The following is a 24,801-nucleotide window of genomic DNA, read 5'->3' as shown; positions in this document are numbered from 1 at the left end:
ACAGTCTGATCCCTTTGGCCACTCGGGAACCCCTCCACGGGGTATTGCTAATTGTCTTGGCTTTACAGCCAGAAACGCCGGAGCATTTCTTTAGAAAGATGGTGGAGGGAGAAGGATTCGAACCTTCGAAGGCGGAGCCGTCAGATTTACAGTCTGATCCCTTTGGCCACTCGGGAACCCCTCCACGGGGTGTTTCGTTTTTTGGCAAACCATTGCTGGTTAAATCACTATTGGATAAAACCATCATTGTACAATCAATCATGGCTAATGACCGATTACTTTGCCGGAAAGACGTACCATACACCAAGTAAGGAACAGCTTTCAAGAATAATGGTGGAGGGAGAAGGATTCGAACCTTCGAAGGCGGAGCCGTCAGATTTACAGTCTGATCCCTTTGGCCACTCGGGAACCCCTCCACAAGTGCGGAGCGAATAGTAGCAAACAGATTGGAACTGTAAACCTTTTTCCGTCCTATTTTTGTCTGCTTGCTGCTATTTTCACCATATTGTTGATTGAGATGCCGTTATTTGATGTGGCAGCCGTTTATGCTGGTCACACGTAAACGGAATATTGCTTTTCTTTACACTTCTTTACCCTGCATTAGCCTTGGTTCAGATATTATTCCGGCAGTTTATATTTTATGGATAAAAGCATGAAAAAAGTCCTTGTTGCGGCCTTGGTAACGGCGGCGCTATCGGGTGGTGGTTATTTTTATTTTCAGGGCACATCTGTTGCTGCTGAACCTAAGCCTGGTCCGGGAGCAACCCGTCAGATCCCTGTGACTATTGGCGAGGTGATGGCACAGCCAGTGGCGCAGTCTCTGTCATTGGTGGGCAAGCTTGAAGCACAGCGTTCGGTGAATATCGCCACCCAAGTGGCCGCAAGAGTGGATCGCATCGTGGTTGGGATAAATAGCACGGTGGAAAAAGGGGACTTACTTATCCAGCTTGATGATGCTCGAGGGCAGGCAACGTATGCCGAGGCGCTGGCGTATTTCAATGATGAAAAGCGTAAGTTAGGTGAATTTAAACGCCTTGCTAAGCGTGGTGCGATCACTCAAACGGAGATCGATGCGCAGCTGGCAAGTGTGAATATTGCCCAAGCGCGTTTGCAAGCCGCAAAAGCCGATTTAGATGATCATGCTATTTTAGCGCCATTTTCAGGGACTGTCGGCCTGATTGATTTCAGTGAAGGTCATATGCTCAATGTGGGTAGTGAACTGTTTTCGCTTGATGATCTCTCTTCGATGCGACTGGATATTCAAGTACCCGAGCAGTATCTCTCTTTTTTGTCTGCCGGTATGACAGTAAAGGCCAGCAGTCAGGCATGGCCAGATCACGAATTTAGCGGTGAAATTCAAGCCATTGATTCTCGTGTTCAGGCCGATTCACTCAATATTCGTATTCGGGTGATCTTCGATAATCGCGACGGAAAACTGAAGCCGGGCATGCTGATGGCGGCCAATATTGGTTTTGTGCCGCAAGACGCGGCGGTGATCCCAGTACAGGCATTGGAGTATTCCGGTACTAAACGTTTTGTCTACTTGGTGGATGCGGTCGGCAAGGCACACCGTACAGAGGTGACATTGGGGGCTCGGGTTGATAATGAAGTGGTGATTGAATCGGGTATCACTGTTGGTGACCGAATTGTGGTGCAGGGGTTAGTGAACATGCGCGATGGGGTACAGGTGAATGACTTAACGGCCAGCACGCCTAAACTGGCTGGAGATAAAGCCTAATGTGGTTGTCGGATGTGTCTGTTAAGCGGCCTGTGGTCGCGATTGTACTGAGTTTGCTGCTCTGCGTGTTTGGTTTAGTCTCTTTTAGCAAACTGTCTGTACGGGAAATGCCGGACGTTGAAAATCCGGTTGTTAGTGTCTCGACCAGTTATAAAGGCGCGTCAGCGTCGATCATGGAAAGTCGGATCACCACGGTTTTAGAAGATCAATTATCCGGGATCAGTGGCATCGAGAATATCACCTCGACCACGCGTAATGGATCATCGTGGATCAAAATTGAATTTGAGATGGGCTGGGATCTGACAGAAGGGGTCAGTGATGTCCGTGATGCCGTCTCGCGTGCTCAGCGCCGTCTACCGGATGAAGCTAATGATCCTGTAGTGTCAAAAGATAATGGTTCTGGTGAGCCGGCGGTGTACGTCAACTTGACATCGAGCACCATGGACCGTTCTCAGTTGACCGATTACGCCGAACGGGTATTGATGGATCGGTTTAACCTGATCAACGGCGTCAGCTCGGTAGATTTGAGTGGTGCACTATACCGCGTGATGTATATCAAGCTACAACCCGCACTGATGGCCGGGCGGGGCGTGACCAGTAGCGATATCGTCAAAGCCCTTAATGATGAAAACGTTGAGTTGCCGGGCGGTGAAGTGCGTAATGACACCACTACCATGTCAGTGCGAACGGCGCGTCTTTATCGTACTGCGGCGGATTTTGAGTATCTGGTTGTGCGTACTGCAGAAGATGGTTCACCCATTTATTTAAAAGATGTTGCTAACGTCGCGATTGGTGCGCAGAACGAGAACGCCACCTTTAAAAATAACGGTATTGCAAACCTTAGCCTGGGTATCGTTGCCATGAGTGATGCTAACCCGCTGAATGTCGCTGCAGATGTTTATGCCGAAGTGGATCGCATGCAGCGTTTCTTACCAGCAGGTACATCGTTGTTTGTTGATTATGACTCAACGGTGTTTATCGACCGTTCTATTGAGGAAGTGTATAGCACCTTATTTGTCACCGGTTTGCTGGTGGTGTTGGTACTGTATATCTTTATCGGACAAGCTCGGGCGACCCTGATCCCAGCTGTGACCGTGCCAGTGTCATTGATCTCTGCGTTCATGGTGGCGTATTTCCTTGGTTTCTCAATAAACCTGTTAACCCTGATGGCATTGATCCTGGCTATCGGGCTGGTGGTCGATGACGCCATTGTGGTGGTTGAAAATATTTATCACCACATTTCAAATGGTGAATCACCGCTATTAGCAGCCTATAAAGGCACCCGAGAGGTTGGATTTGCGGTCGTTGCGACGACCGTGGTGCTGGTGATGGTGTTCCTGCCGATTTCCTTTATGGATGGCATGGTCGGCCCACTGTTCACCGAGTTTTCGGTATTGCTGGCGATGGCGGTGATCTTCTCATCAATCGTGGCCCTAACGTTAAGCCCAGTAATGGGCAGTAAATTACTGAAAGCCAATGTGAAGCCAACCCGATTTAACCTCTGGGTTGATCGGATGTTTGGTAAGCTCGAACAAGGCTATCGCAAAGTGGTGACAGCCTCGGTGCGTTACCGTTATGTGGCACCATTGATCATTCTGGTGTTCATTGGCTTGAGTGTGGTGATGATGAAAATGGTGCCAGCGCAGTTGGCTCCGCAGGAAGATCGCGGCGTTATCTTTGCTTTTGTTAAAGGGGCAGAGGGCACCAGTTATAACCGCATGGTGGGTAACATTGAAGAAGTAGAAGGTCGTTTACTACCGATGGTGGGTAAGGGCGTTCTGAAATCAGTGTCTATCCAGACGCCTGCCTTCGGCGGTCGAGCCGGAGATCAGACAGGTTTTGTTATTATCCAGTTGGAAAACTGGGAAGATCGTGACGTAAGTGCCGCTGACGCTTTGGCGATGGTCCGTAATTCGTTACAGGGGATCCCAGATATTCGTGTTTGGCCATTTATGCCGGGTTTCCGTGGCGGCTCATCAGAGCCAGTGCAGTTCCTGCTTAATGGTGCTGATTATGTCGAACTGTTCAAGTGGGCAACCAAGCTGAAGGTGTTAGCAGAAGATAGTCCGATGATGGAAGGGGTGGATTTGGATTACGCCGAAACCACACCTGAGTTGGTGGTAACAGTAAACCGTCAGCGGGCCGCTGAGCTTGGGATCCCTGTCGCTGACATTGCGGAAACCCTGGAGATCATGCTGGGTGGTCGGAGTGAAACCACGTTTGTCGATCGTGGTGAAGAATACGATGTCTATCTGCGTGGTGACGAAAACACCTTCAATAATGCGACAGATTTAAGTCAGATTTATGTGCGAACCAAATCAGGGCAGTTGATCACCCTTGAATCGGTGGCCAGTGTGGAAGAGGTGGCGTCTGCTCAGCGTTTGAGTCATAACCAAAAGCAGAAATCCATCAAACTTAAAGCTAACTTAGTCCCTGGCTATACCTTGGGTGAAGCATTGGATTTCCTCGATAACAAAGCGCTAGAGATGTTACCGAGTGATATTGTGATTGACTATTCCGGTGAATCGAAAGACTTCAGAGAAAACCAGAGCAGTATCTTGATGGTGTTTGGTCTGGCCTTGTTGGTGGCTTACCTGGTACTTGCCGCTCAGTTCGAAAGCTTTATTAACCCAATGGTGGTGATGTTGACGGTACCAATGGGGATCTTTGGTGGCTTAGCGGGGTTGATGCTATTGGATCAGAGCCTCAATATTTTTAGTCAGATAGGAATGATCATGCTGATAGGTATGGTAACCAAAAATGGTATCTTGATTGTTGAGTTTGCCAACCAGCTGCGTGATAAAGGGGTCGAGTTCGAGCAAGCGATCATTGATGCGTCAGAGCGTCGTTTGCGTCCTATATTGATGACCGCATTTACCACCCTGTTTGGTGCTGTACCATTGATCTTTTCTACAGGAGCGGGATCAGAGAGCCGGATAGCGGTAGGCACCGTGGTGTTCTTTGGGATGGCATTTGCGACCTTAGTTACCTTGGTCGTGATCCCGGCAATGTACCGATTGATGTCCGCCAAAACCAAGTCACCCGGTTATGTTGCCGAGCAGCTTGATAAAGCCTTGCTGCACGATGCGGCGTCGAAAGGACATCAACCTGAATCCGTTATCGAACAACATTGATTGTTAGCGTGATGATGTTAATTAAGCCACCGTCGGGTGGCTTAATTTTATGCCCTATATCGATACGTTAAGCACGAGCAAACAGAGCTGAAGAGTTAAGGTGGATTAAGTAAGGGAGGTTTTCTTTCCCAATACGTAAGCCAATTGCTAGAATACTGGGTCATATACCCAAGCTAGCTCAAGATTCAGAGTGAGATAACTTGGGTATACTTATTTCCGACTAACCTTGATGCGTTGCGAAACGCTTAGAGTAGAAGAACATCATGTCTCAGAATCAGCCTCAAGATAATGCAGGTAATGGCGATCAGGCCAAAGCTGTGCGTTTAAACAAATTCATCAGTGATACGGGCTATTGCTCACGCCGGGAGGCGGACAAGCTAATTGATCAAGGACGAGTGACCATCAATGGTCAAGAGCCGGAAATGGGGGTTAAGGTCATGCCGGGTGACGATGTCCTGATTGACGATAAGCCACTGCGTGCGAAAGAGCAGCCAATTTATATCGCACTGAATAAACCGACCGGGATCACCTGTACCACCGAGCGCCATATTAAAGATAATATTATTGATTTTATCGGCCACCGTAAGCGTATTTTCCCGATTGGTCGCTTAGATAAACCCTCTGACGGTCTGATCTTCCTGACCAACGATGGCGATATTGTCAATAAAATCCTGCGTGCAGGCAACTCGCACGAGAAAGAATACGTGGTACGTGTCGATAAGCCGATCACCGATGAGTTCATTGCCAAAATGGCATCAGGTGTTGAGATTCTTGATACCGTGACATTGCCATGTAAGGTCACCAAAGAGACCAATTACTCATTCCGTATTATTTTGACTCAGGGCCTTAATCGTCAGATCCGCCGGATGTGTGAGGCTCTGGGTTACGATGTATTTAAGTTGCGCCGTGTCCGTATCATGAACATCAGTATTGATGGGCTGCCAAACGGAAAATGGCGTTATCTGACTGATGCTGAAATTGCTGAAATTAACAGTTTGATTTCAGATTCAAGTAAAACAGAAGAAGCATCACGTACCGATAGTCAGGGCCAGAGTATTAAGAAAGCGACGGATGCCAAGCTGTATGACAGCCGTCAGCAAGAGAGCCGTGACGAAGGTAAGATCAAGTATAAAACATACGAGGGTAAGGGCGACTTTAACCGTAAGCGTATAACTGGCGATCGTGATGGCAGCCGCCGTGCAGAGCCTCGCCGAGAGGGTAACCGTTATTCAGAGAACCGTTATTCTGAAAATCGAGGCGCAGACAATCGTCAAGATAGCCGTTCTGGCAACCGTCAAGACCATCGCCAAGGTGGTCGTACTGATAGCCGTCAAGAGAACAACCGTGGTAATGCCACTCGACCTGGACGTGGTGTTCAGCCGGGTCATCATCGTACTCAGCGTGATGATGAACCAAGCAACCGTTCTGGTGGCTCAAGCAGCATTAAAAAGTGGAAATCAAAGAAAGGCGCATAAGCTGCCGCTCTGTATACGAGACCAAATAGAAACGGGTGCCCAAGGGCACCTGTTTTTTTATCAGCACTATCGATCGCAGCGTATGATTGGGCTGGATTATCATCATGATTGAGCGTGATTGTCGCTTGCAATCCCAGCTGCGAATTTGCACTATGTACTCACTGATGAAAACACACAAACCGAACAATGCCGGATTCATCGCTGTATATAATGTAGCGATCCTAACGGACTAGGCTGGATGCAACGGTAATAGAAGACAGAGGAAGTAATGGCAGGCAATACAATTGGACAATTATTTCGCGTCACCACCTTTGGTGAAAGTCATGGGCTAGCACTAGGCTGTATCATTGATGGCTGCCCTCCTGGTCTTGCGTTGACAGAAGCTGATATGCAGCATGACTTGGACCGTCGTCGTCCCGGCACCTCAAAATACACCACTCAGCGCCGCGAACCGGATGAAGTGAAGATCCTTTCGGGTGTATTTGAAGGTCAGACAACAGGCACTTCGATTGGTTTATTGATCGAAAATACCGATCAGCGGTCTAAAGATTATTCCAATATTAAAGATTTATTTCGTCCCGGCCACGCTGATTATACCTACCATCAGAAATATGGTGTTCGAGATTACCGCGGTGGTGGTCGTTCTTCGGCCCGAGAAACGGCGATGCGTGTCGCAGCCGGTGCCGTCGCGAAGAAATACCTTAAGCAAGTCCATGACATTGAAGTACGTGCTTACTTGTCGCAAATGGGCGAGGTAAAAATTGATAAAGTCGATTGGGCGCAGATTGAGCAAAATGCCTTCTTCTGTCCTGATGCCGATAAAGTGGATGCTTTTGATGAGCTGATCCGCAACTTAAAGAAAGAAGGTGATTCCATCGGTGCCAAATTAACCGTGGTCGCCAAGAATGTCCCTGTCGGGTTAGGCGAGCCAGTGTTTGATAGGCTCGATGCCGATATTGCCCATTCACTCATGAGTATCAATGCCGTGAAAGGAGTCGAGATTGGTGACGGTTTTGATGTTGTCGAGCAGCGCGGCAGTGAACACCGTGATGCGATGACGCTGGATGGTTTTAGGTCAAACCATGCGGGCGGTATCTTAGGCGGCATTTCATCAGGGCAAGACATTGTGGCACACATTGCGCTCAAGCCGACTTCAAGCATTACCATACCGGGTGAAACCATTACCCGACAGGGTGAAAGTGCAGAGGTGATCACCAAAGGCCGACATGATCCGTGTGTCGGGATCCGTGCAGTACCCATTGCCGAAGCGATGTTAGCGATCACTTTAATGGACCATTTATTACGACATCGTGGACAGAATGCAGATGTCGTCACGGAAACCCCGAAGATTTAAAGTGCGAGACGCGTTTTGAGATAGAGCAGGGACGAGAAAAAGCAGGTTCTAGAATTGATGAAACGTCGATTTGAGAAGCGAGACCCATCTGCTTGAAAGACAGGCTTGAAAAATGTGTTAGATAGACAAGAGAGAGCAGGCGGGTTGTCTGCTCTTTTTTTGACTATTAATGGTGATTTTTTAGCCTCGAGAGTTAGCACTATCTTGGTTGGTTTCTACGTCTTCGAAATGAAAGACTGGCAAGCTCCAGCCAAATTGTACTGCGGCAGCACGGATACTGAAGCCGACGATCAAGGTCGTGATGGTCACGATGGTTTCGCCAACCCCTAAGTAAAGTAGTCCGTAATACATTCCACCGGCAATAAAAGCGACCGAGGCATAGAGCTCTTTATGCAGCACCATCGGTGGGCGGCTGGTGATCAAATCTCGCAGTAAACCACCGAAGACCCCAGTGACGACTGCCGCGACGATACAGATCAATGGTGAGAGTCCCATATCCATTGCGACTCGACAGCCGATAATGCTAAAGACGATCAATCCGAGCGAATCCAACAGAACGAAAATTTTATGAAAACGCACCACGAGTGGAGCGACCAACGTGGTAAATAGGCCCGCGATACACGTAATGACTAAATATTGAGGATGCGCAACCCAACCCAATGGGTAGTGGCCAAGAAGAATATCGCGAACGGTACCACCACCAATGGCGGTAGCGCTGGCAACGAACATAACACCAAACCAATCCATATGACGCTTACCTGCCGCTAACGCGCCGGTCATGGCTTCTGCTGTTATTCCGATAATGTAAAGAGTTGTTAATAGCATGAATGTAATCGATGTAAATATGAATGCATGAGTAATGACCTGATTTTAGGTGGCGTTATTAGCGGCGTCTAATGAAATGATTTCTGTAACACATGAATTGATTTCATGCTTGAGGTGCGAGGTGCGAGGTGCGAGGTGCGAGGTGCGAGGTGCGAGGTGCGAGGTGCGAGGTGCGAGGTGCGAGGTGCGAGGGTGGTTTTATGGGAAAAGAGGTCCTGTGACCCTGTGGGAAGAGAATGTTATTAGGGCGTAGGAAAACGAGGGTGAAAACGTCATCTATAAAAATAAAAAAGAGGGTGCTTGTGAGCCCCCTCTTTTTGATACTTCTAGAAACTAGAAACTAGAAACTAGAAACTAGAAACTAGAAACTTAGAACTCGTTCCTCGGGGCGAAGCCCACCTGACGAAGTCTTAGAAACGGTAGTTAGCCTGAACACCGACTAGCCATACGTTACCCGTGGTTTCACCTTTGAAACTAGCAACAGGTTTCTTATTAATATCAATCGACTCTTCCATCGCTGCATCTTTTGCAAAGATATAGGTAAAGCCTGCATCGAAGCTTAGATTTTGGGAGTACTGGTAGCCAGCACCCATGCTTAGCCAGATACGATCCGTTTCTGGGATTGTCTGGGTACGGTGCTCATCATCGACAGCTGACATGTCATAAGCGACACCCGTGCGCAGTGCTAGCTTGTTAGTGTATTGGTAAGTTGTACCCACAGCAAAACGGTAGTTATCTTCCCAGTTCTCTTCTTTGATAAGATCTGGGCTCGATGGATGGCTAGGGATCACGGCAACCAATTTTTCAAAGCTGCTCCAGTCGGTCCAGTTAAAGCTAGCATGCATAGCCAGTTTATCGGTTAGCTGGTGGAAGCTAGCAATTTCTGCGGTTGCAGGTAGGGTTAACGCCATGCTTCCTGGGAAATTACCGCCATAAAGCACGCCTGATGCTTCACCCGCTAGTTTTAGGTCAACCGCAGAACGGTAATTAACACCGATACGGTTAGCATCGTTGATCTGCCATGCTGCACCTAATTGCCAGCCCCACGCGGCGTCATCGCCTTCCATGTATTTTAGGTCTTGGCCTTTTAGTGGGCCGAATTTCTGCTCAAGTTGGCTAACGAGAGCATTAAGCTTTGGTGACAAGTTAGTTGGTACTGACGCGCCAAAGTGGCCTTCGCCCATTACATAGCGAACACCACCACCAATGCTAAATTGGTCGTTGATTTTATAAGCCACATTCGGGTTGATTTCTACAGACATCACTTTGGCTTGGTTTCCAAAAAGGGTACCTAAGAAGTTGCCGCCAAGTTCTGTTTCCATGCCGTAGTTTGTAGAAAAAGCTAAACCAACAGCCCACTGTTCATTAACGCGGTGAGAGAGGTAGAAGTTAGGGATCACAGCAGAGTGAGCAATATCGTCAGCCTTGGTTGTTCCTTTCATACCAAGCATGTCGACGCTTACGTCACCTTTTACATTGATATTTGGATCAACATAGATAGCACCGGTTGATACTTGAGTGCCGTCAAGGTAAGTCAGCATGGCTGGGTTACGGAACTGGGCACTTGCGTTATCAGCCATTGCTGCTTCACCTGCAAATGCGCGGCCAAGGCCGGTTGCAGAGTATTCCGCTAGTTGGAAACCCGCAGCTAAGGTGTTGGCACTCGCGCCAAGTGCTAATGCTGCTACTACTGAAAGTGTAATTTTATTCTTTTTCATCAGTCTACTGTGTTCGCTGAAATCTAATAGCGCGAATCATACGCTTTAGAGCAAATGCTTTAAGACATTCTTACAAATTTTCATTAGTTTGAAGTTTTATCTTAAAATATTTAAAAGTTGTAGTTTTTTATCTGGTAATAAGTGTTCTATTTATTCTGGTCGGATGAGATTTCAGCGTACACGTGTGCAGGAGATGGCGTATTTCAGCGATGGTATGTATGCTCAACAAGGCGACGCATAAGAAATGTTTTTGTGTTTTTTGTTATTTTTTTCATTGGGTTATATTAAACACAAAAAGGGAGCCATAGGCTCCCTTTGTAACGTTCAGGTATAAATGTTCGCTGAATTAGAATGAGCGGCTGTACTGAATACCGTATAGCCATGCATTAGCACGGGTTGTTGCGCTAATGGTAGAAATACCATTATTCTCAACGACATCAACATCTTTACCGATTAGGTAAGTGACGCCCACATCAATGTTAGATTTGTTGTCTAGGTGGTAAGTGAAGCCGCCTGAGAACCACTGACGATCTGAGTCAGGTACTGAGATTGATGTCTTTTCATCTTGGGCACTGGTGTCATACATATAACCAGCGCGTAGCGTCCAGTCGTTGTTCAGGTAATAAGTACCACCTAACGCGTAGTGCCAGCCGTCTTGCCAGTCGTAAGTGTTGAGCTCTTTATTGCCGGTAGTTGCCAACTTGTCAAACGTACTCCAGCTAATCCACTGTACGCTATAGTGTACTGCGAACTGTTGGTTCAGACGGTGGTAGCCCGAGAATTCTGCCATGTCAGGCAGTGGCATAATTAGTTTTTCATTGCTGATATCGCCGCCGCCGGTTTTGAAGAACATGTCGCCTTCCGCTTCCAGTTCAGGGCTGTAGCGGTAAGACAGACCAAAGCGGTTGTTGTCATTCAGCTCGTAAACTGTACCGATATTCCAACCCAGTGCAATACCGTCAGCATCGACATCAAGCAGTTGTCCTTTAGGCGCCGTACCTTGGCTAAGTTTGTCAAGTAGTCCTTCAATATTTTTGTTTGAACGCTGTAGCTTACCTGCACCGTAGATCACATCCAGACCCGCACCGACGCTCCATTGCTCATTAATACGGTATGAACCGCTTAGGGCAAAGTTAACGCTCTTAACGTCAGTCAGGCCGCCGTATTCATTGGCTTTATAATCATCACTGAATTCAGTTTTTGTGCCGAAGTTTGAGTAGATACCAACACCGACTGCAAATTTGTCATTAATAGGGTGGATGTAGAAGATGTTGGGAGCATAAGAGGTATCACCGGTCTGCTGGTCATTCAGATCAACAGCTTTACCTAGTGTAAATGGTGAAGCATATTTCGCATTTTTTACGTCAATATCGGTATTAATAGCATTGATACCCAGCGAGATAGCGGGTGCATCAAACAGTGCCATGGCTGCAGCATTACGTGACATTACCGTTGCGTTATCAGCGATAACCGCATCACCGGCGAATGCACGGCCAAGGCCTGTTGCTGATTGCGCATTGAGCTGGAAACCCGCCGCCAGTGCTTGTTGTGAAGCCATAGTAATGGCGATCGTAACCACTGATTTAGTAAACAGACGCTTCTTGTTCATATTATAGTTATTCCTAATTATATTTAGTGCTTATTTCTGCTTTTTCCTACAGAACAGGAAGATTGTATGGGGGGTCAACAACGCATCAAATCTGACCAGTTAGCCAGTTTATTTAATGTTTTTTTTAATGTGTTGATTTTAAATGATTTGTTTGTTTGTTGAGGATTGTTGATGGGTTAATTAAACATCAGTATTGTTAACTTAGTAGCAAAAAAGACGTATTAGGGATGAGTTTAGGTTGCACCCCCCAAAAAATATCCCTTTAAGATATTAATTGGAGGGTTTTCTTGATTTAAATCTCCCACTGGAGATCTGATTTCAATTTTTGAGCAACAGGCGTTATATCTTGTCCTTTTTCCCCTACCACAATTAAGTCAGCATTATGGGCAGGAAGTACAACACCTTGCATATTGCTATCGGCAAAGGTCGTCAATGCCGATGATGTATCCGTTGGTACGATAAATACCGTGACTTTACCATGTGCAGTACCCATGATCATATGCAATGCATTCTGATCGCCAAATCCACAGTGGTTCACGTAGTAAACATGTCCGGGTAACCGATCAAACTGGGAACCGAATGGTGTCATTTTGGCGTTGACCTGAGTCAGTGAAACGGCTTCATCAATATTGTTCACAAATGGCGACTCTTGATAGATATGCTCTAACGCCATCTGTGCCAGCTTGGGTTGCGAAGTGGCTGGATTAATAAACCCCGTAAACTGGCCGACAAATAGTCCAGCAATGAAGACGACAGAAGCTGCAAGACCTAAGAAGGCTTTTGTTTTGTATTCTTTTTTATCTGGCTGCCCCGTTTGGTGAAATAAGATCCGATCAGCTAAATCATCAGGTACATCCACTTTCATCGTACGCTCAAGTTTATTATCAAGTGATTGTAATTCGTCAGATAGCTTTCGGTTAGCTAATGATGCATTTCGGGTTTCAATCATCTCTGGACTGATGTCATTTGGATCAGCAAATAGACGCCGACGGAATTCTAAATCATCCATTGTGTTGGCCTCTCCGGTCGGATTGTTGTTCTAATTGGTCTTTTAATTGGTTTCTGGCGCGAAATAGTCGCGTCATCACCGTATTGCGGTTCAAACCGAGAATATCGGCAATTTCCTCACCGCTGAACCCCGCCATGACTTGTAACACGAGGGGTTCTCGGTATTCAGGCGCCAGCTTCATGATTTGTTTGTGCAGCATTTGCTGCTCAAGTTCCATTTCGCTCCCGTTATGCTGGGTATCGGCGATGGCATAATCGTCAATATCAACCAGATCAAGCTGCTTGCGTTCAAACCGACGGGCGTTTTCCCGACGTAAAATGGTAATTAACCATGCTTTCGCCGCATTATCATCTTGCAGACTATCGAGTGAGCGCCATGCCCTTAAACATGTCTCTTGCACCAGATCTTCAGCAATATGCGGATCATGGCACAACCAGTAGGCATAGCGGTAGAGATCCCGATGCCACGCCCTGACAAGGGCTTCATATCGTCTTTGTTTATTCATATCTACAGAGACCGAGGCATTAGGCTTTTTCTTTCGAAAAAAAGTTTTAATCATTAATTTGCCCGTTAACAGGTCGAACACTGCTACTATTTTGCGTCTTTTAGGCAATGTTCTGACGATTCATCGAATAATTCGCATTAAAATTGATCTGGTTCAAATTGTGATTTGCTGAGAAAGCTATAGTAAGCGGGTCATCTGATAGTCAATGTTGGCGTTTGTACCGAGGATTAGGTATGAAAACCAAGGTTCACTATCTGTTGAGCAAGATGACAACTTCCTTTTGAAGGCTGACTTTACTTTCTCCTATCAGGCTTGCCTGATTTGCAATTGGCTTTAGGTTAATTGACTTATACTGTACATGGATTGCTTTCCGTGTAGATTACGACCATACCTTGCGGTATGGTTTTTTTTTGTCTCTATTTTTCTATATTAGTTCGATATATTTACTATCAACGCTACTTTTTGTGTTTTCGCACCTCGCACCTTATCTACCCATTCATCATACATGCTCATTAAGCATCGTTTGCTATCAAGTTCTCATTTTTTAAACATTTGTTTGATAATAATAACAATCGGGTTACAATTGATTGTGGTCTGACCTCTGTTTTCGTGTGAGGACGGAATCTTATCAGTACTCGACAAACTAAAATAAGGAGTTGCGATGACACGTCTCCAGAACCTCACAACCCGTCAGGGTGAACGCATCGCCGTTGTAAGTGGATTACGTACCCCTTTTGCCCGCCAGGCAACTGCGTTTGATGGTGTGCCAGCACTGGATATGGGGAAAATGGTTGTCAGTGAAATGCTGCAACAGGTTGATATCGATCCTAAGTTGATAGAGCAGGTGGTGTTTGGCCAAGTGGTACAAATGCCTGAAGCGCCGAATATCGCCAGAGAAATTGTCCTTGGCACGGGAATGGATATCAGCACCGATGCCTATAGTGTGACCCGAGCTTGTGCGACCAGTTTTCAGGCTGCAGCCAATGTGACAGAAAGTATTATGGCCGGCACGATTGATATAGGGATTGCCGGAGGGGCAGATTCGTCATCGGTTCTGCCTATCGGAGTTTCCAAGCGTATGGCCGCCACCTTGCTGGCATTAAGCAAGGCCAAGACCATGAGCAAACGTCTTTCGTTGCTGAGTAAGCTCAGCATGAAGGATTTGATGCCCGTTCCGCCAGCGGTGGCCGAATATTCGACCGGACTGAGTATGGGACAGACTGCCGAGCAGATGGCCAAGAGTCATGGTATCACCCGAGAAGAGCAAGATGCCTTGGCGCACCGCTCCCATACATTAGCCGCCCAAGCGTGGCGTGATGGCTTGATCCAAGGTGAGGTGATCACCGCATTTCCCGCCCCTTACCGACAGTGGATCGATAAAGACAATAATATCCGCGAAGATTCGACATTGGCCTCATACGCTAAATTGCGCCCGGCCTTTGATCGTAAATTTGGTTCTGTAACGGCGGCCAATGCCACGCCGTTGACTGACGGTGCGGCGGCGATCATGCTGATGCGAGAAGGCCGAGCGGCAGAGCTGGGCCTAAAACCTCTGGGTTATATTCGTTCGTATGCTTTTGCCGCCATCGGGGTTGAGCATGACATGTTGATGGGGCCGTCTTATGCGACGCCGTTGGCACTGGATCGCGCAGGGATCACTCTGGCTGATTTAACCTTGATTGATATGCATGAAGCATTTGCTGCTCAAACATTGGCAAACGTGAAAATGTTTGGCTCAGCGCAGTTTGCTAAAGAGAAGCTGGGGCGATCCAACGCGATTGGCGACATTGATATGGATAAATTTAATGTGCTTGGTGGTTCGATTGCCTATGGTCACCCTTTTGCGGCGACAGGCGCACGAATGATCACTCAAACCTTGCGTGAACTTCAGCGCAGAGGCGGCGGGTTAGCCCTGAATACGGCGTGTGCGGCAGGTGGCCTAGGTGCAGCTATGATCTTGGAGGCAGAATAATGACAGAACAACAATCCGCATTTTCCCTGACCTATGCTGATAACGGGGTCGCTTGGCTCAAAATTGATGTGCCAAACGAAAAAATGAATACCTTACAGGCGGCATTTGGCGATCAAGTTACCGCTGTCTTGGATGAGCTTAAAGGCCAGTCCGGTATTAAGGGCATGGTGGTTTATTCCGGTAAGCCGGATAATTTTGTCGCTGGTGCCGATATTCGGATGCTGGCAGCTTGCACCACTGCAGAGGAAGCTCGCGCACTGGCTGAAAAGGGCCAGCAGCTGTTTTCTGAGCTGGAAAACTTGCCGTTTCATACGGTGGCGGCGATTCATGGCCCTTGTCTTGGCGGTGGGATGGAGCTGGCATTAGCATGCCATAGTCGGGTGTGCTCGGATGATGACAAAACCCGCCTCGGGTTGCCGGAAGTTCAGCTCGGGCTACTGCCAGGATCGGGAGGGACGCAGCGTCTGCCGCGTTTAATTGGCGTTGCCGGGGCATTAGATCTGATTCTGACCGGTAAGCAACTGCGAGCAAAAAAAGCGAAGAAGTTGGGGGTGGTTGATGAAGCGGTCCCATTGAGTATTTTGCTTGATGTCGCAGAAAAGCGAGCACTTAAGCCTAAGCCTAAACGGCATTTGTCACTGCAAGATCGTGCCATGGGCAGTAACGTGCTGGGACGTTCCTTGGTGTTTGATCAGGCGGCCAAGAAAACCCATGATAAAACCCGAGGCAATTACCCGGCAGCCGATGCTATTTTGGATGTGATCAAGTACGGTTTACAGCATGGTATGACTAAGGGGCTTGCGCGAGAAGCGACCTTGTTTGGGGACTTGGTAATGACACCCGAATCTGCGGCTTTACGCAGTATTTTCTTTGCGACCACCGCAATGAAAAAAGAGACCGGATCAGCATCGGAACCTAAACCAATCCAGCATGTTGGCGTCCTCGGCGGCGGCTTGATGGGCGGTGGGATCAGCCATGTCACAGTGGCTAAGGCTGGGTATCCGGTACGTATTAAAGACATCGCCAATGATGGTGTCCTCAATGCGATGGCATATAACTACAAGTTGCTGGATAAGCAGCGTAAGCGCCGCATTATCAATACTGCGAACTTACAAAAGCAGATGCTGAATATTTCCGGTGGTACTGAGTACACCGCATTTGATCGGATGGATGTGGTGATAGAGGCGGTATTTGAAGACTTAGCACTTAAGCATCAGATGGTGAAAGAGATCGAGGCCCATGCTAAGCCGGAAACGATTTTTGCCACTAACACGTCATCATTGCCTATCCACCAGATCGCGGAAGCGGCCGAGCGGCCAGAGAATGTGGTCGGGTTACATTATTTCAGTCCGGTGGAAAAAATGCCGCTGGTGGAAGTGATCCCGCACCAGACCACATCCGATGAGACCATTGCGACCGTGGTGGCATTGGCGAAGAAGCAGGGCAAGACCCCGATTGTAGTGGGGGATACGGCTGGTTTTTACGTTAACCGCATTTTGGCACCGTATATGAATGAGGCCGCCAATGTGTTGCTCAGTGGTGAGCCGATTGAGCACTTGGATAATGCCTTGCTTGATTTCGGCTTTCCGGTTGGCCCGATCACCTTGCTTGATGAAGTCGGCGTCGATATTGGCGCCAAGATCATGCCAGTATTAGTCGGGGAGTTGGGTGAGCGTTTTCAGGGGCCGGATGTGTTTGAGACTCTGCTCTGTGATGGTCGTAAAGGCCGTAAGAGTGGAAAAGGTTTTTACCGCTATGACAGTAAGAAGAAAGCGGTCGATAAGAGTGTCTACAAGTTGCTTAACTTGAATCCTGAGCAGCAAGCGGATGCAAATACACTGGCCTTGCGCTGTACCTTAATGATGCTCAATGAAGCGGCTCGCTGTCTCGATGAAGGGGTGATCCGTTCCGCCCGTGATGGTGATATCGGAGCGATTTTCGGTATCGGTTTCCCGCCGTTCCTTGGTGGACCATTTCGCTATATGGATCAGCTCGGGATCAAGCAAGTGGTTGAGATGCTTAGCCAGCATGCTGATAAATACGGTGAGCGTTTTGTACCTTGCGACAAGCTGGTGGCGATGGCAGAAGAAGGGCAGTGTTTCTACCCTGACAATTAAGCGTTGCCGGAAGTGAAATAAAATAATATGGGGCCTGTCGAATGACAGGCCCCGTTGTTATTGTGGATGGTTAACCCGTGACGGGTATTTAGTAAGCGTTGCGTTGGAATTCAGTAATCGAGCCAATCGGTTTACCGATCTGGAGTGGGGCCTGATTGCTGTGGGCTTGCCCTTGGCAAGACATGACAATACGGTCAGCCGTACGAGGTTTGACGATATCAACAATGAATTTCACCATGTTAGCCCGACTAAGCGACGTTAGCGCTTCAAGCACTTTTTGCCGTTGGTTAAACTCGGTATCCTTGTTGCCAATGCTAACCCAGTAGCGTTGAGCTCGGGCGCGGAGGTTGGTATCGGGCTCGGAAATTTGAGCTATTAGTCCTTGTTTGCTGGCCTCCCACTGCGCTTCATTGAGCTCGAGTAATACCAGTGCGAAGGCATTGGTAAATTCATCAATGGCCTCCAGCAGCTGACTGGGTGCGGCCACGGGAGACTGAATATACAAGATCAGTCCCGGATGACGGTTAAGGGGCAAGTTTGCGGTACCGACCATATATCCGAGTTGCTGACGAGTGCGCAGTTCATGAAAAAAAGTGGTCGACATCAGATGGTTTGCCAAGGTGTAAATGGCGATTTTTCTTGGTGTCGTTTGCCGTGATTGGTAATACATCAGCAACGCAGAGTCCGCATGGTTACAGCTGATCTCATGGCTTAATGTACCAGAATGATTGAGGTGGACTAGTGGACGCTGGGCTTCACCATAGAGCTGTTCGCTGACTCGAAAAGCGTTCTTTAGGGTTTCCGCCAGCGCTAATGCATCTTCTTTTAGCCAGTTACCATAGATAAAGGTATCAATGTGCAGTTCAGCAAACATGGCCGAGACAAAGGCTGGGAGTTCATCGACTTCGATAGATTCCAGCGCTTCAATCAGCACCGGGTATGGTGGATTGTTAGGCTGAAGAACCCCGGTTAATTCATTAAAGAGCTGGGATATGGGCTTATCTTTGGCAGCGTTGCGCCAGTGACGCAGCATTTGTGCCTTAATGTTCTCAAAACGGTCAGGGTTAAACTCACGATTAGCAAAGCGTGTTAGCAATAAATCGAGCAATAGCGGCTGTTTCTCACTGAACCCGGAGAGCTGCAGGGTTACCCCTCCCTGGTGAGCATACAGGTTGTAGGACATACCCGCGATTTCAGCCGGGTAGGCGGATTCATTGATCGCATCTAAGAGCATTTCGACACAAAGTCGGGTCTTGACGATATTACGTGGTGTACTGACCGCATGAGGGCTATCAATGGCGACATAGACAATCCCTTTCGGTACCCGAAATTCATGCTCTTGTTTAAACCATAGCCGGAACCCGGGCAACTCTTGGATCAATTGAGGCGGCTGTTCAGCATCGGCCGCCAGCGGAAGGGGATCGAGCTTGTCGCAGAGGTACGGGTTTTTATGTGGCAACGTGAGCTCAGGATCGTGACCCGGTGATCGCCAAAGTTCAAGCTGTTGCTCGGTAAACGGGGTGATGCCATAAGGGGTATGGTACCAGCTGGCGATGTGATTATAGGCTTGATCTTGTGCGACCAGCACCAGACGCATGTTATCAGGCGTCAGCATATCGAGAAATTGTCGGATCAGTGGCTCGTTATACCCGAGCATCATGTAATCGCCATAGACAATGTCATCCGGCTCATAGTGGAGCAAGTTCATGACCAGATAGCTAACAGTATCAAGAGGTCGGCTTTTCTCTTGATAGCGGAACGCCATTTCCAGTACTGAGCGTTTTTCTTCATAACGCCATTCGGCAAACCCCTGATCGCGGATCAGCGCGATGTACTGGAATGTAGAGGCAACAATGTCATCAATGTTATCTAGCCCTTTAGGCGTCAAGTTGAGGCTGATGGTAAATTCACGGAAATTACTGCCATTTACCCCGCCACCGGCGGCCAAAGAATTGATGAAACCTTGTTTTTTGAGTCTAGCCATCAGGCTGCCACTGCCTTCGTTACCCAGCAGGTTAGCAATGTAGGAGAGGGGTTTTTGGCGGTAATATTCATCAGTGGCTGGCAGGGTAAAAGACAGCGTGAGTTTGCGCACTTCTTTGATTGGGTCAATGGTAATAAATTGGCGTTTTTCGCGCTCGGTCACCAAGGGAACCGGGATTGCAGGCTTAGCCTTGTGGCTGTTAGGGATCCCTTTAAAGAATGTCTCAGCGTAAGCTTCCAGTTCATCGAGTGACTGTGGTCCAAGTAACACCAGCCCCATGAGATTCGCTGAATAATGGGTCTGGTAAAAGGCGATGAGTTCATCACGAACGGGGTGTTCATGGCGATCCTCGAGCGTTGTTAGATCTCCCACTGAGAATTTAGCAAAGGGATGATCTGGATTGACAGTTTCTTTGTGCACTTGATACAGACGACGGACATCGTCTTTAAGTTTGAGCTTGTATTCAGAATCGACCGCGTTGCGTTCTTTATCAACCGCTTCTTCATTGAACAGTGGGGCAGTAAAAAACTGACCAAAGCGATCCAGCCCTTCGCTAAACGCATGAGGACTTACTTCAAAAAAATAGGTGGTATTTTCTGTGCCTGTCCAAGCATTGTTGCTGCCACCGCTTTGGTTGATAAAAGTTTGGAACTCTCCGACCTTCGGGTATTTTTCGGTGCCCAAGAAAAGCATATGTTCAAGGAAATGCGCCATACCCTGACGGTCTTTCGGATCATCAAAATGGCCGACATTGACTGACAGCGCTGCGGCTGAACGGGGGGCGTCAGCATCGTGTACCAGCAGTACTTTCAGTGCATTGGCAAGAGTAATATACCGATACTGCTTAGGGTCATTGGGACTTGTATGCACAGGAAGCGCCTATTTTCAAAGGAAAGTAAATTAATTATACCTAAGTTACCTCAATATGCAGGACTGAGAGTGAGCTTAGCGTTCGCTTTACAGTACATATTCTACAACGGTCACGGAAAAGTAACAGAGTGTGACGAATACCTGTTTTCAGGCTGATGATCTTGCTAGCATAGCCCAGCACCTTACCGTCGCATGAAGATGTGAAAGGGTGGGGATATCTACTCGTGATATTGGAAAAATTATGCGAATTTATATTATGCGTCATGGTGAAGCTCATAACTTTGCCGCCAGTGATGCAGAGCGACCATTGACTGAGAGAGGACAAGCGCTGTCACAACAGATGGCGAGTCAATTAGTACACCAGCTACACAATGGTCTAGATATGGTCTGGGTTAGCCCGTATTTACGGGCGCAGCAAACGTGGCAGGCGATGGCAAGCGATCTTCCTGCGCCGAAGCAGCTAGTGACGGTTGATGATATTACCCCTTATGGTGATGCCGAAAATGTTGCCGCTTATATTAAGGCGGTTATTGCCACGGAACAGCCAGAAACATTGCTGGTCATTTCGCACCTACCTTTGGTTGGCTACCTCACGGCTGAACTGGTACCCGGCCTGCAGGCCCCCATGTTTATCACCTCATCGATTGCTGCTCTCGACTACCAGCCCGAAAGTGGATCCTGTGAACTGCTTTGGCAGGCAAATCCGGAAGGTTGATCCCATTATTGCGCCCCGGACAGACTGGAGATGATAAAATATTAAGGTTTTGTCTGGGGATGTCGATATCTTCAAGAACTACTTCAGCAATAGATATTTCGATGAAAGCAAAGTTAGCACTCATTTTTAGCGCCGCATTACTCGCTGGATGTGTCCAAGCGCCTTTGTCACCACGCATTAGTGCCAATGGTGCAATCAAGTGGGCCAATGGCATTAATGAAGAGATGCATATCTCTACTTCAGGCAGTACATTGACATTTGCTGCGCCACAAAGCTTATTTAGCCAGGCGGGCATTACCATTTTTTCTCGGATTGACAGTGCCCGTAATGGTAACTGTGAGCACTATTACAGTGAGCAGGCCGTTAAAACACGCATGCAGATCTGTGATAATGGTGAAGTGACTTTGATCGTTGAAGGGCAAGTCGTCAATGTCGGTGCATTAGCGCGTTATGACTATTGATGGGGCGAGGTAGTAGGGACTCGTTACGAGTAAGAGCTTGACAGGGTTTTGCCGTTACGCAAGCATGACCCTCGACCCTCGACCCTCGACCCTCGACCCTCGACCCTCGACTTTATCTTTCCGGAATATCCAGCAGAACCAGCAAGGCACCGGCACCACCAAATTCTAGCGGCGCTTGGTGAAAGGCCATCACATCCGGATGCTGTGCCAGCCATAGTGGGGCTTTCTGCTTCAAAATATGCTTGCCAATGCCATGCATTACACAGCAACAGGCGATATTTTCCTTAATACAGGCTGCAATCATGGCGGCGAGTTCACGTTTTGCTTCTCGTTGAGTCATACCGTGCATATCAAGATGCATGTCTGGCACATATACCCCACGACGCAGTTTTTTTACCTCATACTTAGACACACCTGTACGAGCATATTGTGTCGGGCCCGTTTCATTCAGGTGTGGTTCGAATTCATCAGAGAAGTAAAACTCATGATTATCAGCTTCTTTTGCTGAGAGTTTAGGCTTATCCTTCTTTGTACTCTGTTGGCGCGGCGTGATTATGGTATCATTGGTGATCTTTTTTGCACCCTTAACCGCTTCCTGGAAAAGTGTTAGATCATCATCCAGGGTAAAAACTTTTTTGCTCATAGTGAAATTCCAACAACTTTATAGCGGTATTGTAGCGCCATTCGGAGTCTATTTTGGATAAGATTTTTGTCGACGAAGCCGTCAACGAACTTTCTACATTGCAGGACATGCTACGTTGGACGGTTAGCCGTTTCAATGCTGCCGGTCTATTTTATGGTCACGGCACTGATAATGCGTGGGATGAAGCGGTACAGCTTGTATTGCCAACCCTGTACCTCCCACTAGATGTTCCAGCGGACGTGCGTAATTCTCGCCTACTTGGCAGCGAGCGTCAGCGTATTGTTGAGCGTGTGATCCGTCGTATTAACGAACGCACACCAGTGGCATACCTGACCAACAAAGCATGGTTCTGCGGTCTTGAATTTTTCGTTGATGAGCGCGTACTTGTACCTCGCTCTCCGATCGCAGAGTTGATTGATAACTTCTTTGAACCGTTTCTGAAAGAGCGTCCAACCCGCATCATGGATCTTTGTACCGGTTCTGGCTGTATTGGTATTGCTTGTGCTTATGCATTCCCAGAAGCGGAAGTTGATGTGGTTGATATTTCGGTAGACGCGCTAGCGGTTGCTGAGATGAATATTCAGGATCACGGTCTGGAGCAGCAGGTAACTCCGCTGCGTTCAGATCTGCTGCGTGATGTACCAAAGGATAAGTACGATCTGATCGTGACGAACCCACCGTACGTTGATCAGGAAGACATGGACAGCCTGCCAGACGAATTCCGTCATGAACCCGAGCTAGGTTTAGCGGCAGGTACCGATGGCTTGAAGCTAGTTCGTCGTATTCTGGCTAATGCACCAGATTACCTGACAGACGATGGTGTACTGATTTGTGAAGTCGGCAACTCGATGATCCACATGGAAGAGCAGTACCCGAATATTCCGTTTACCTGGATTGAGTTCGAAAACGGTGGCCATGGCGTATTCATGCTAACCCGTGAGCAGCTGATTGACTGTAAAGATGAATTCGCGCTATACCGCGATTAATTTTATCTTTTTCAAATAAAAAAACCGAAGCCTAGGCTTCGGTTTTTTTGTCTTGTCATCTGGTTAACGGTGCTTAGCAAACGGCTTGTTGTAACCTGTTACGCTTTACCCGTTTGCTGCTTATGCGTCAGTTCCGCCATGATGGCCGCCTGATTGGCAAGGTAGCTATCAAGTCCGGCTTTGCGTAAGTCGCATGATGGGCAATCACCACAGCCATCGCCGATCACACCGTTATAACAGGTCAGGGTGTGCTCACGTACGAAATCGAGCTGACCATATTGATCGGCCAACGCCCAGGTTTCAGCTTTATTCAGCCACATCAGTGGGGTTTCAATCTTGAATGAACGATCCATCCCCAAAACTAGAGATTGATTCAGTGATTTTACAAATGCGTCTCGGCAGTCCGGGTAGCCGGAGAAATCCGTTTCACAGACACCCGTGATCACCGATTCAGCGCCAATTTGATAGGCGTAAATTCCCGCCAGAGTCAGGAACAAAATGTTGCGGCCAGGAACAAAGGAGTTAGGCAGGCCATTTTCCTGCAGTTCATGCGATACCGGGATACTGTCGCGGGTGAGTGAGCTGATAGCCAGTTCGTTCAACAGACCCACATCCATTACTTTGTGCGCAGTAACACCCAGTGTTTTACAAATGGATTCCGCCACTTCAATTTCCAGCTTATGGCGCTGGCCGTAATCGAAGGTGATACAGTGAACTTCGTCATAATGGGCAATGGCTTGGATCAGGCAGGTCGTGGAGTCTTGGCCGCCACTAAAAACAACTACGGCTTTGCGCATGGTTTATTTCCTTGATTGTTATCGTACCGAAAAACAGTCGGTAGGGTGATACCCAGTTAGTTCAAGAGTGCATCGAGAGGCCTCTGGATATATATCTTATCTGTATAAGATAGGCCAATAGCAGGTTTTCTATTGGCCGCGCCATGCTACCGCAGTGCTGGAAAAGAGAAAAGTACTGTCATGGCCACACCCTGAAAAAAAACAGCAAGATATACCTAGGCGGTACCAAGAAAGACAGCGGAATGTGACACCTGTAGCACGTTGGCTATACGAGTGTGGTGGTTGAGTGAATTGTGTTACCTAGCTTTCTTTATATAGCATAAAATAGAGGAAATAATTCTCTGGTTCTATAAATAAGGGTAATGCAATGGCTGAGCTGGATAAAACCGATCGGACGTTATTACGGTTGTTACAGCAAGATGGCACCTTGGCGTTGGCAGAGCTGGCAGACGCGGTAAACTTAACCACCACACCATGCTGGAAGCGTTTGAAGCGGCTTGAAGAGAATGGCATTTTACGCCAGCGTGTAGCCTTGTTGGATCCGGTGAAGCTAGGACTGTCTTTTACTGCCTTTGTGCAGATAAAAACCAGTAACCATTCTAAAGAGTGGTATCACAAGTTTGTTGAAACGGCTGCTGATTTTCCGGAAGTGATGGAGTTCTACCGAATGGCGGGTGAATACGACTATATGATGAAAGTGCAGGTGGCCGATATGTCTGCGTTTGACTTGTTCTATAAGAAGTTGGTCAACAGTATTGAAGGGCTTACCAACGTCACCTCGACGTTTGCCATGGAGCCCCTGAAATACACCACCGCACTGCCAGTCTAGGAACGGTGTGAGCAGGCGAAAAATAAAAAATAGCACTATCTGCTGAATACGCAATTGCGC

General features: G+C 47.8%; 18 protein-coding genes and 2 tRNA genes. 10 read left to right on the top strand and 10 right to left on the bottom strand.

Features of this window, described 5'->3' with window-relative positions; genetic code table 11:
- Nucleotides 1-99: 99 nt before the first annotated feature.
- Both L4D12_RS06100 and L4D12_RS06095 read right to left on the bottom strand, forming a co-directional pair.
- Nucleotides 100-184: transfer RNA gene (locus L4D12_RS06100), tRNA-Tyr, on the bottom strand.
- Between the two features lie 147 nt (nt 185-331).
- A tRNA-Tyr gene (locus tag L4D12_RS06095) sits at nt 332-416 on the bottom strand.
- 236 nt (nt 417-652) lie between these two features.
- Here L4D12_RS06095 and L4D12_RS06090 point away from each other — a divergent pair.
- The 4 genes from L4D12_RS06090 (at nt 653) to aroC (ending at nt 7,701) form a co-directional block, all read left to right on the top strand.
- On the top strand, nt 653-1,738 hold the full coding sequence (locus L4D12_RS06090; RefSeq protein ID WP_428446931.1) for an efflux RND transporter periplasmic adaptor subunit: 1,086 nt from the start codon (nt 653-655) through the stop codon (nt 1,736-1,738).
- Nucleotides 1,738-4,872 carry a multidrug efflux RND transporter permease subunit gene (locus L4D12_RS06085; protein WP_428446930.1) on the top strand — a complete coding sequence of 1,045 codons (3,135 nt, stop codon included), beginning with the start codon at nt 1,738-1,740 and terminating at the stop codon, nt 4,870-4,872. Before L4D12_RS06090 ends, L4D12_RS06085 begins: the two co-directional genes overlap by 1 nt.
- 263 nt (nt 4,873-5,135) lie before the next feature.
- Nucleotides 5,136-6,347, top strand: a complete 1,212-nt coding sequence (rluF, locus tag L4D12_RS06080) for a 23S rRNA pseudouridine(2604) synthase RluF (protein WP_428446929.1) — start codon at nt 5,136-5,138, stop codon at nt 6,345-6,347.
- 268 nt (nt 6,348-6,615) lie between these two features.
- Nucleotides 6,616-7,701: a chorismate synthase gene (gene aroC, locus L4D12_RS06075; protein WP_428446928.1), complete on the top strand. Its 1,086-nt coding sequence runs from the start codon at nt 6,616-6,618 to the stop codon at nt 7,699-7,701.
- Between the two features lie 180 nt (nt 7,702-7,881).
- On the opposite strand, the gene L4D12_RS06070 is transcribed toward aroC, so the two are convergent.
- The 5 genes from L4D12_RS06070 to L4D12_RS06050 form a co-directional block, all read right to left on the bottom strand.
- A complete protein-coding gene (locus tag L4D12_RS06070) occupies nt 7,882-8,526 on the bottom strand; it encodes a trimeric intracellular cation channel family protein (RefSeq protein ID WP_428446927.1) in 645 nt (214 codons plus the stop codon).
- Between the two features lie 410 nt (nt 8,527-8,936).
- Nucleotides 8,937-10,244 (bottom strand): outer membrane protein transport protein, encoded by a 1,308-nt coding sequence (locus tag L4D12_RS06065; RefSeq protein WP_428446926.1) that lies wholly within the window; start codon nt 10,242-10,244, stop codon nt 8,937-8,939.
- A 346-nt stretch (nt 10,245-10,590) separates the two neighbouring features.
- Nucleotides 10,591-11,853 (bottom strand): outer membrane protein transport protein, encoded by a 1,263-nt coding sequence (locus L4D12_RS06060; RefSeq protein WP_428446925.1) that lies wholly within the window; start codon nt 11,851-11,853, stop codon nt 10,591-10,593.
- Nucleotides 11,854-12,145: 292 nt separating this feature from the next.
- Nucleotides 12,146-12,862, bottom strand: coding sequence for a DUF3379 domain-containing protein (locus L4D12_RS06055; protein WP_428446924.1), 717 nt, complete (start codon nt 12,860-12,862; stop codon nt 12,146-12,148).
- Entirely contained in the window at nt 12,855-13,421 is a 567-nt protein-coding gene (locus L4D12_RS06050; protein ID WP_428446923.1) for a sigma-70 family RNA polymerase sigma factor, read from the bottom strand. Before L4D12_RS06050 ends, L4D12_RS06055 begins: the two co-directional genes overlap by 8 nt.
- A gap of 607 nt (nt 13,422-14,028) precedes the next feature.
- On the opposite strand from L4D12_RS06050, the gene fadI reads away from it, so the two are divergent.
- The gene (fadI, locus tag L4D12_RS06045; RefSeq protein WP_428446922.1) at nt 14,029-15,339 is read left to right on the top strand and encodes an acetyl-CoA C-acyltransferase FadI; all 1,311 of its coding nucleotides are present in this window, start codon (nt 14,029-14,031) and stop codon (nt 15,337-15,339) included.
- Entirely contained in the window at nt 15,339-17,456 is a 2,118-nt protein-coding gene (gene fadJ, locus L4D12_RS06040) for a fatty acid oxidation complex subunit alpha FadJ (RefSeq protein WP_428446921.1), read from the top strand. The genes fadI and fadJ overlap by 1 nt, the downstream gene beginning before the upstream one ends.
- An 88-nt stretch (nt 17,457-17,544) precedes the next feature.
- On the opposite strand, the gene L4D12_RS06035 is transcribed toward fadJ, so the two are convergent.
- Nucleotides 17,545-20,310 (bottom strand): insulinase family protein, encoded by a 2,766-nt coding sequence (locus tag L4D12_RS06035; protein ID WP_428446920.1) that lies wholly within the window; start codon nt 20,308-20,310, stop codon nt 17,545-17,547.
- 241 nt (nt 20,311-20,551) lie between these two features.
- On the opposite strand from L4D12_RS06035, the gene sixA reads away from it, so the two are divergent.
- Nucleotides 20,552-21,025, top strand: coding sequence for a phosphohistidine phosphatase SixA (sixA, locus tag L4D12_RS06030; protein WP_428446919.1), 474 nt, complete (start codon nt 20,552-20,554; stop codon nt 21,023-21,025).
- 101 nt (nt 21,026-21,126) lie between these two features.
- Entirely contained in the window at nt 21,127-21,486 is a 360-nt protein-coding gene (locus tag L4D12_RS06025) for a hypothetical protein (protein ID WP_428446918.1), read from the top strand.
- A 112-nt stretch (nt 21,487-21,598) separates the two neighbouring features.
- On the opposite strand, the gene smrB is transcribed toward L4D12_RS06025, so the two are convergent.
- Complete coding sequence (smrB, locus tag L4D12_RS06020; RefSeq protein WP_428446917.1) at nt 21,599-22,129, bottom strand: endonuclease SmrB; 531 nt, start codon at nt 22,127-22,129, stop codon at nt 21,599-21,601.
- Between the two features lie 53 nt (nt 22,130-22,182).
- On the opposite strand from smrB, the gene prmB reads away from it, so the two are divergent.
- A complete protein-coding gene (prmB, locus tag L4D12_RS06015; RefSeq protein WP_428446916.1) occupies nt 22,183-23,115 on the top strand; it encodes a 50S ribosomal protein L3 N(5)-glutamine methyltransferase in 933 nt (310 codons plus the stop codon).
- A gap of 98 nt (nt 23,116-23,213) precedes the next feature.
- Here prmB and queC read toward each other — a convergent pair whose 3' ends face one another.
- Nucleotides 23,214-23,912 (bottom strand): 7-cyano-7-deazaguanine synthase QueC, encoded by a 699-nt coding sequence (gene queC / locus L4D12_RS06010; protein ID WP_428446915.1) that lies wholly within the window; start codon nt 23,910-23,912, stop codon nt 23,214-23,216.
- 367 nt (nt 23,913-24,279) lie between these two features.
- Between queC and L4D12_RS06005 the strand changes: the two genes are divergently transcribed.
- The gene (locus tag L4D12_RS06005; RefSeq protein ID WP_428446914.1) at nt 24,280-24,741 is read left to right on the top strand and encodes an Lrp/AsnC family transcriptional regulator; all 462 of its coding nucleotides are present in this window, start codon (nt 24,280-24,282) and stop codon (nt 24,739-24,741) included.
- The last annotated feature ends 60 nt before the right edge of the window (nt 24,742-24,801 follow it).

The organism is Photobacterium nomapromontoriensis, assembly GCF_050336815.1.
Taxonomy (GTDB): Bacteria; Pseudomonadota; Gammaproteobacteria; order Enterobacterales; family Vibrionaceae; genus Photobacterium; species Photobacterium nomapromontoriensis.
Note: the sequence above shows the minus strand (reverse complement) of the source record. Positions and strands in the feature narration are given on the sequence as shown.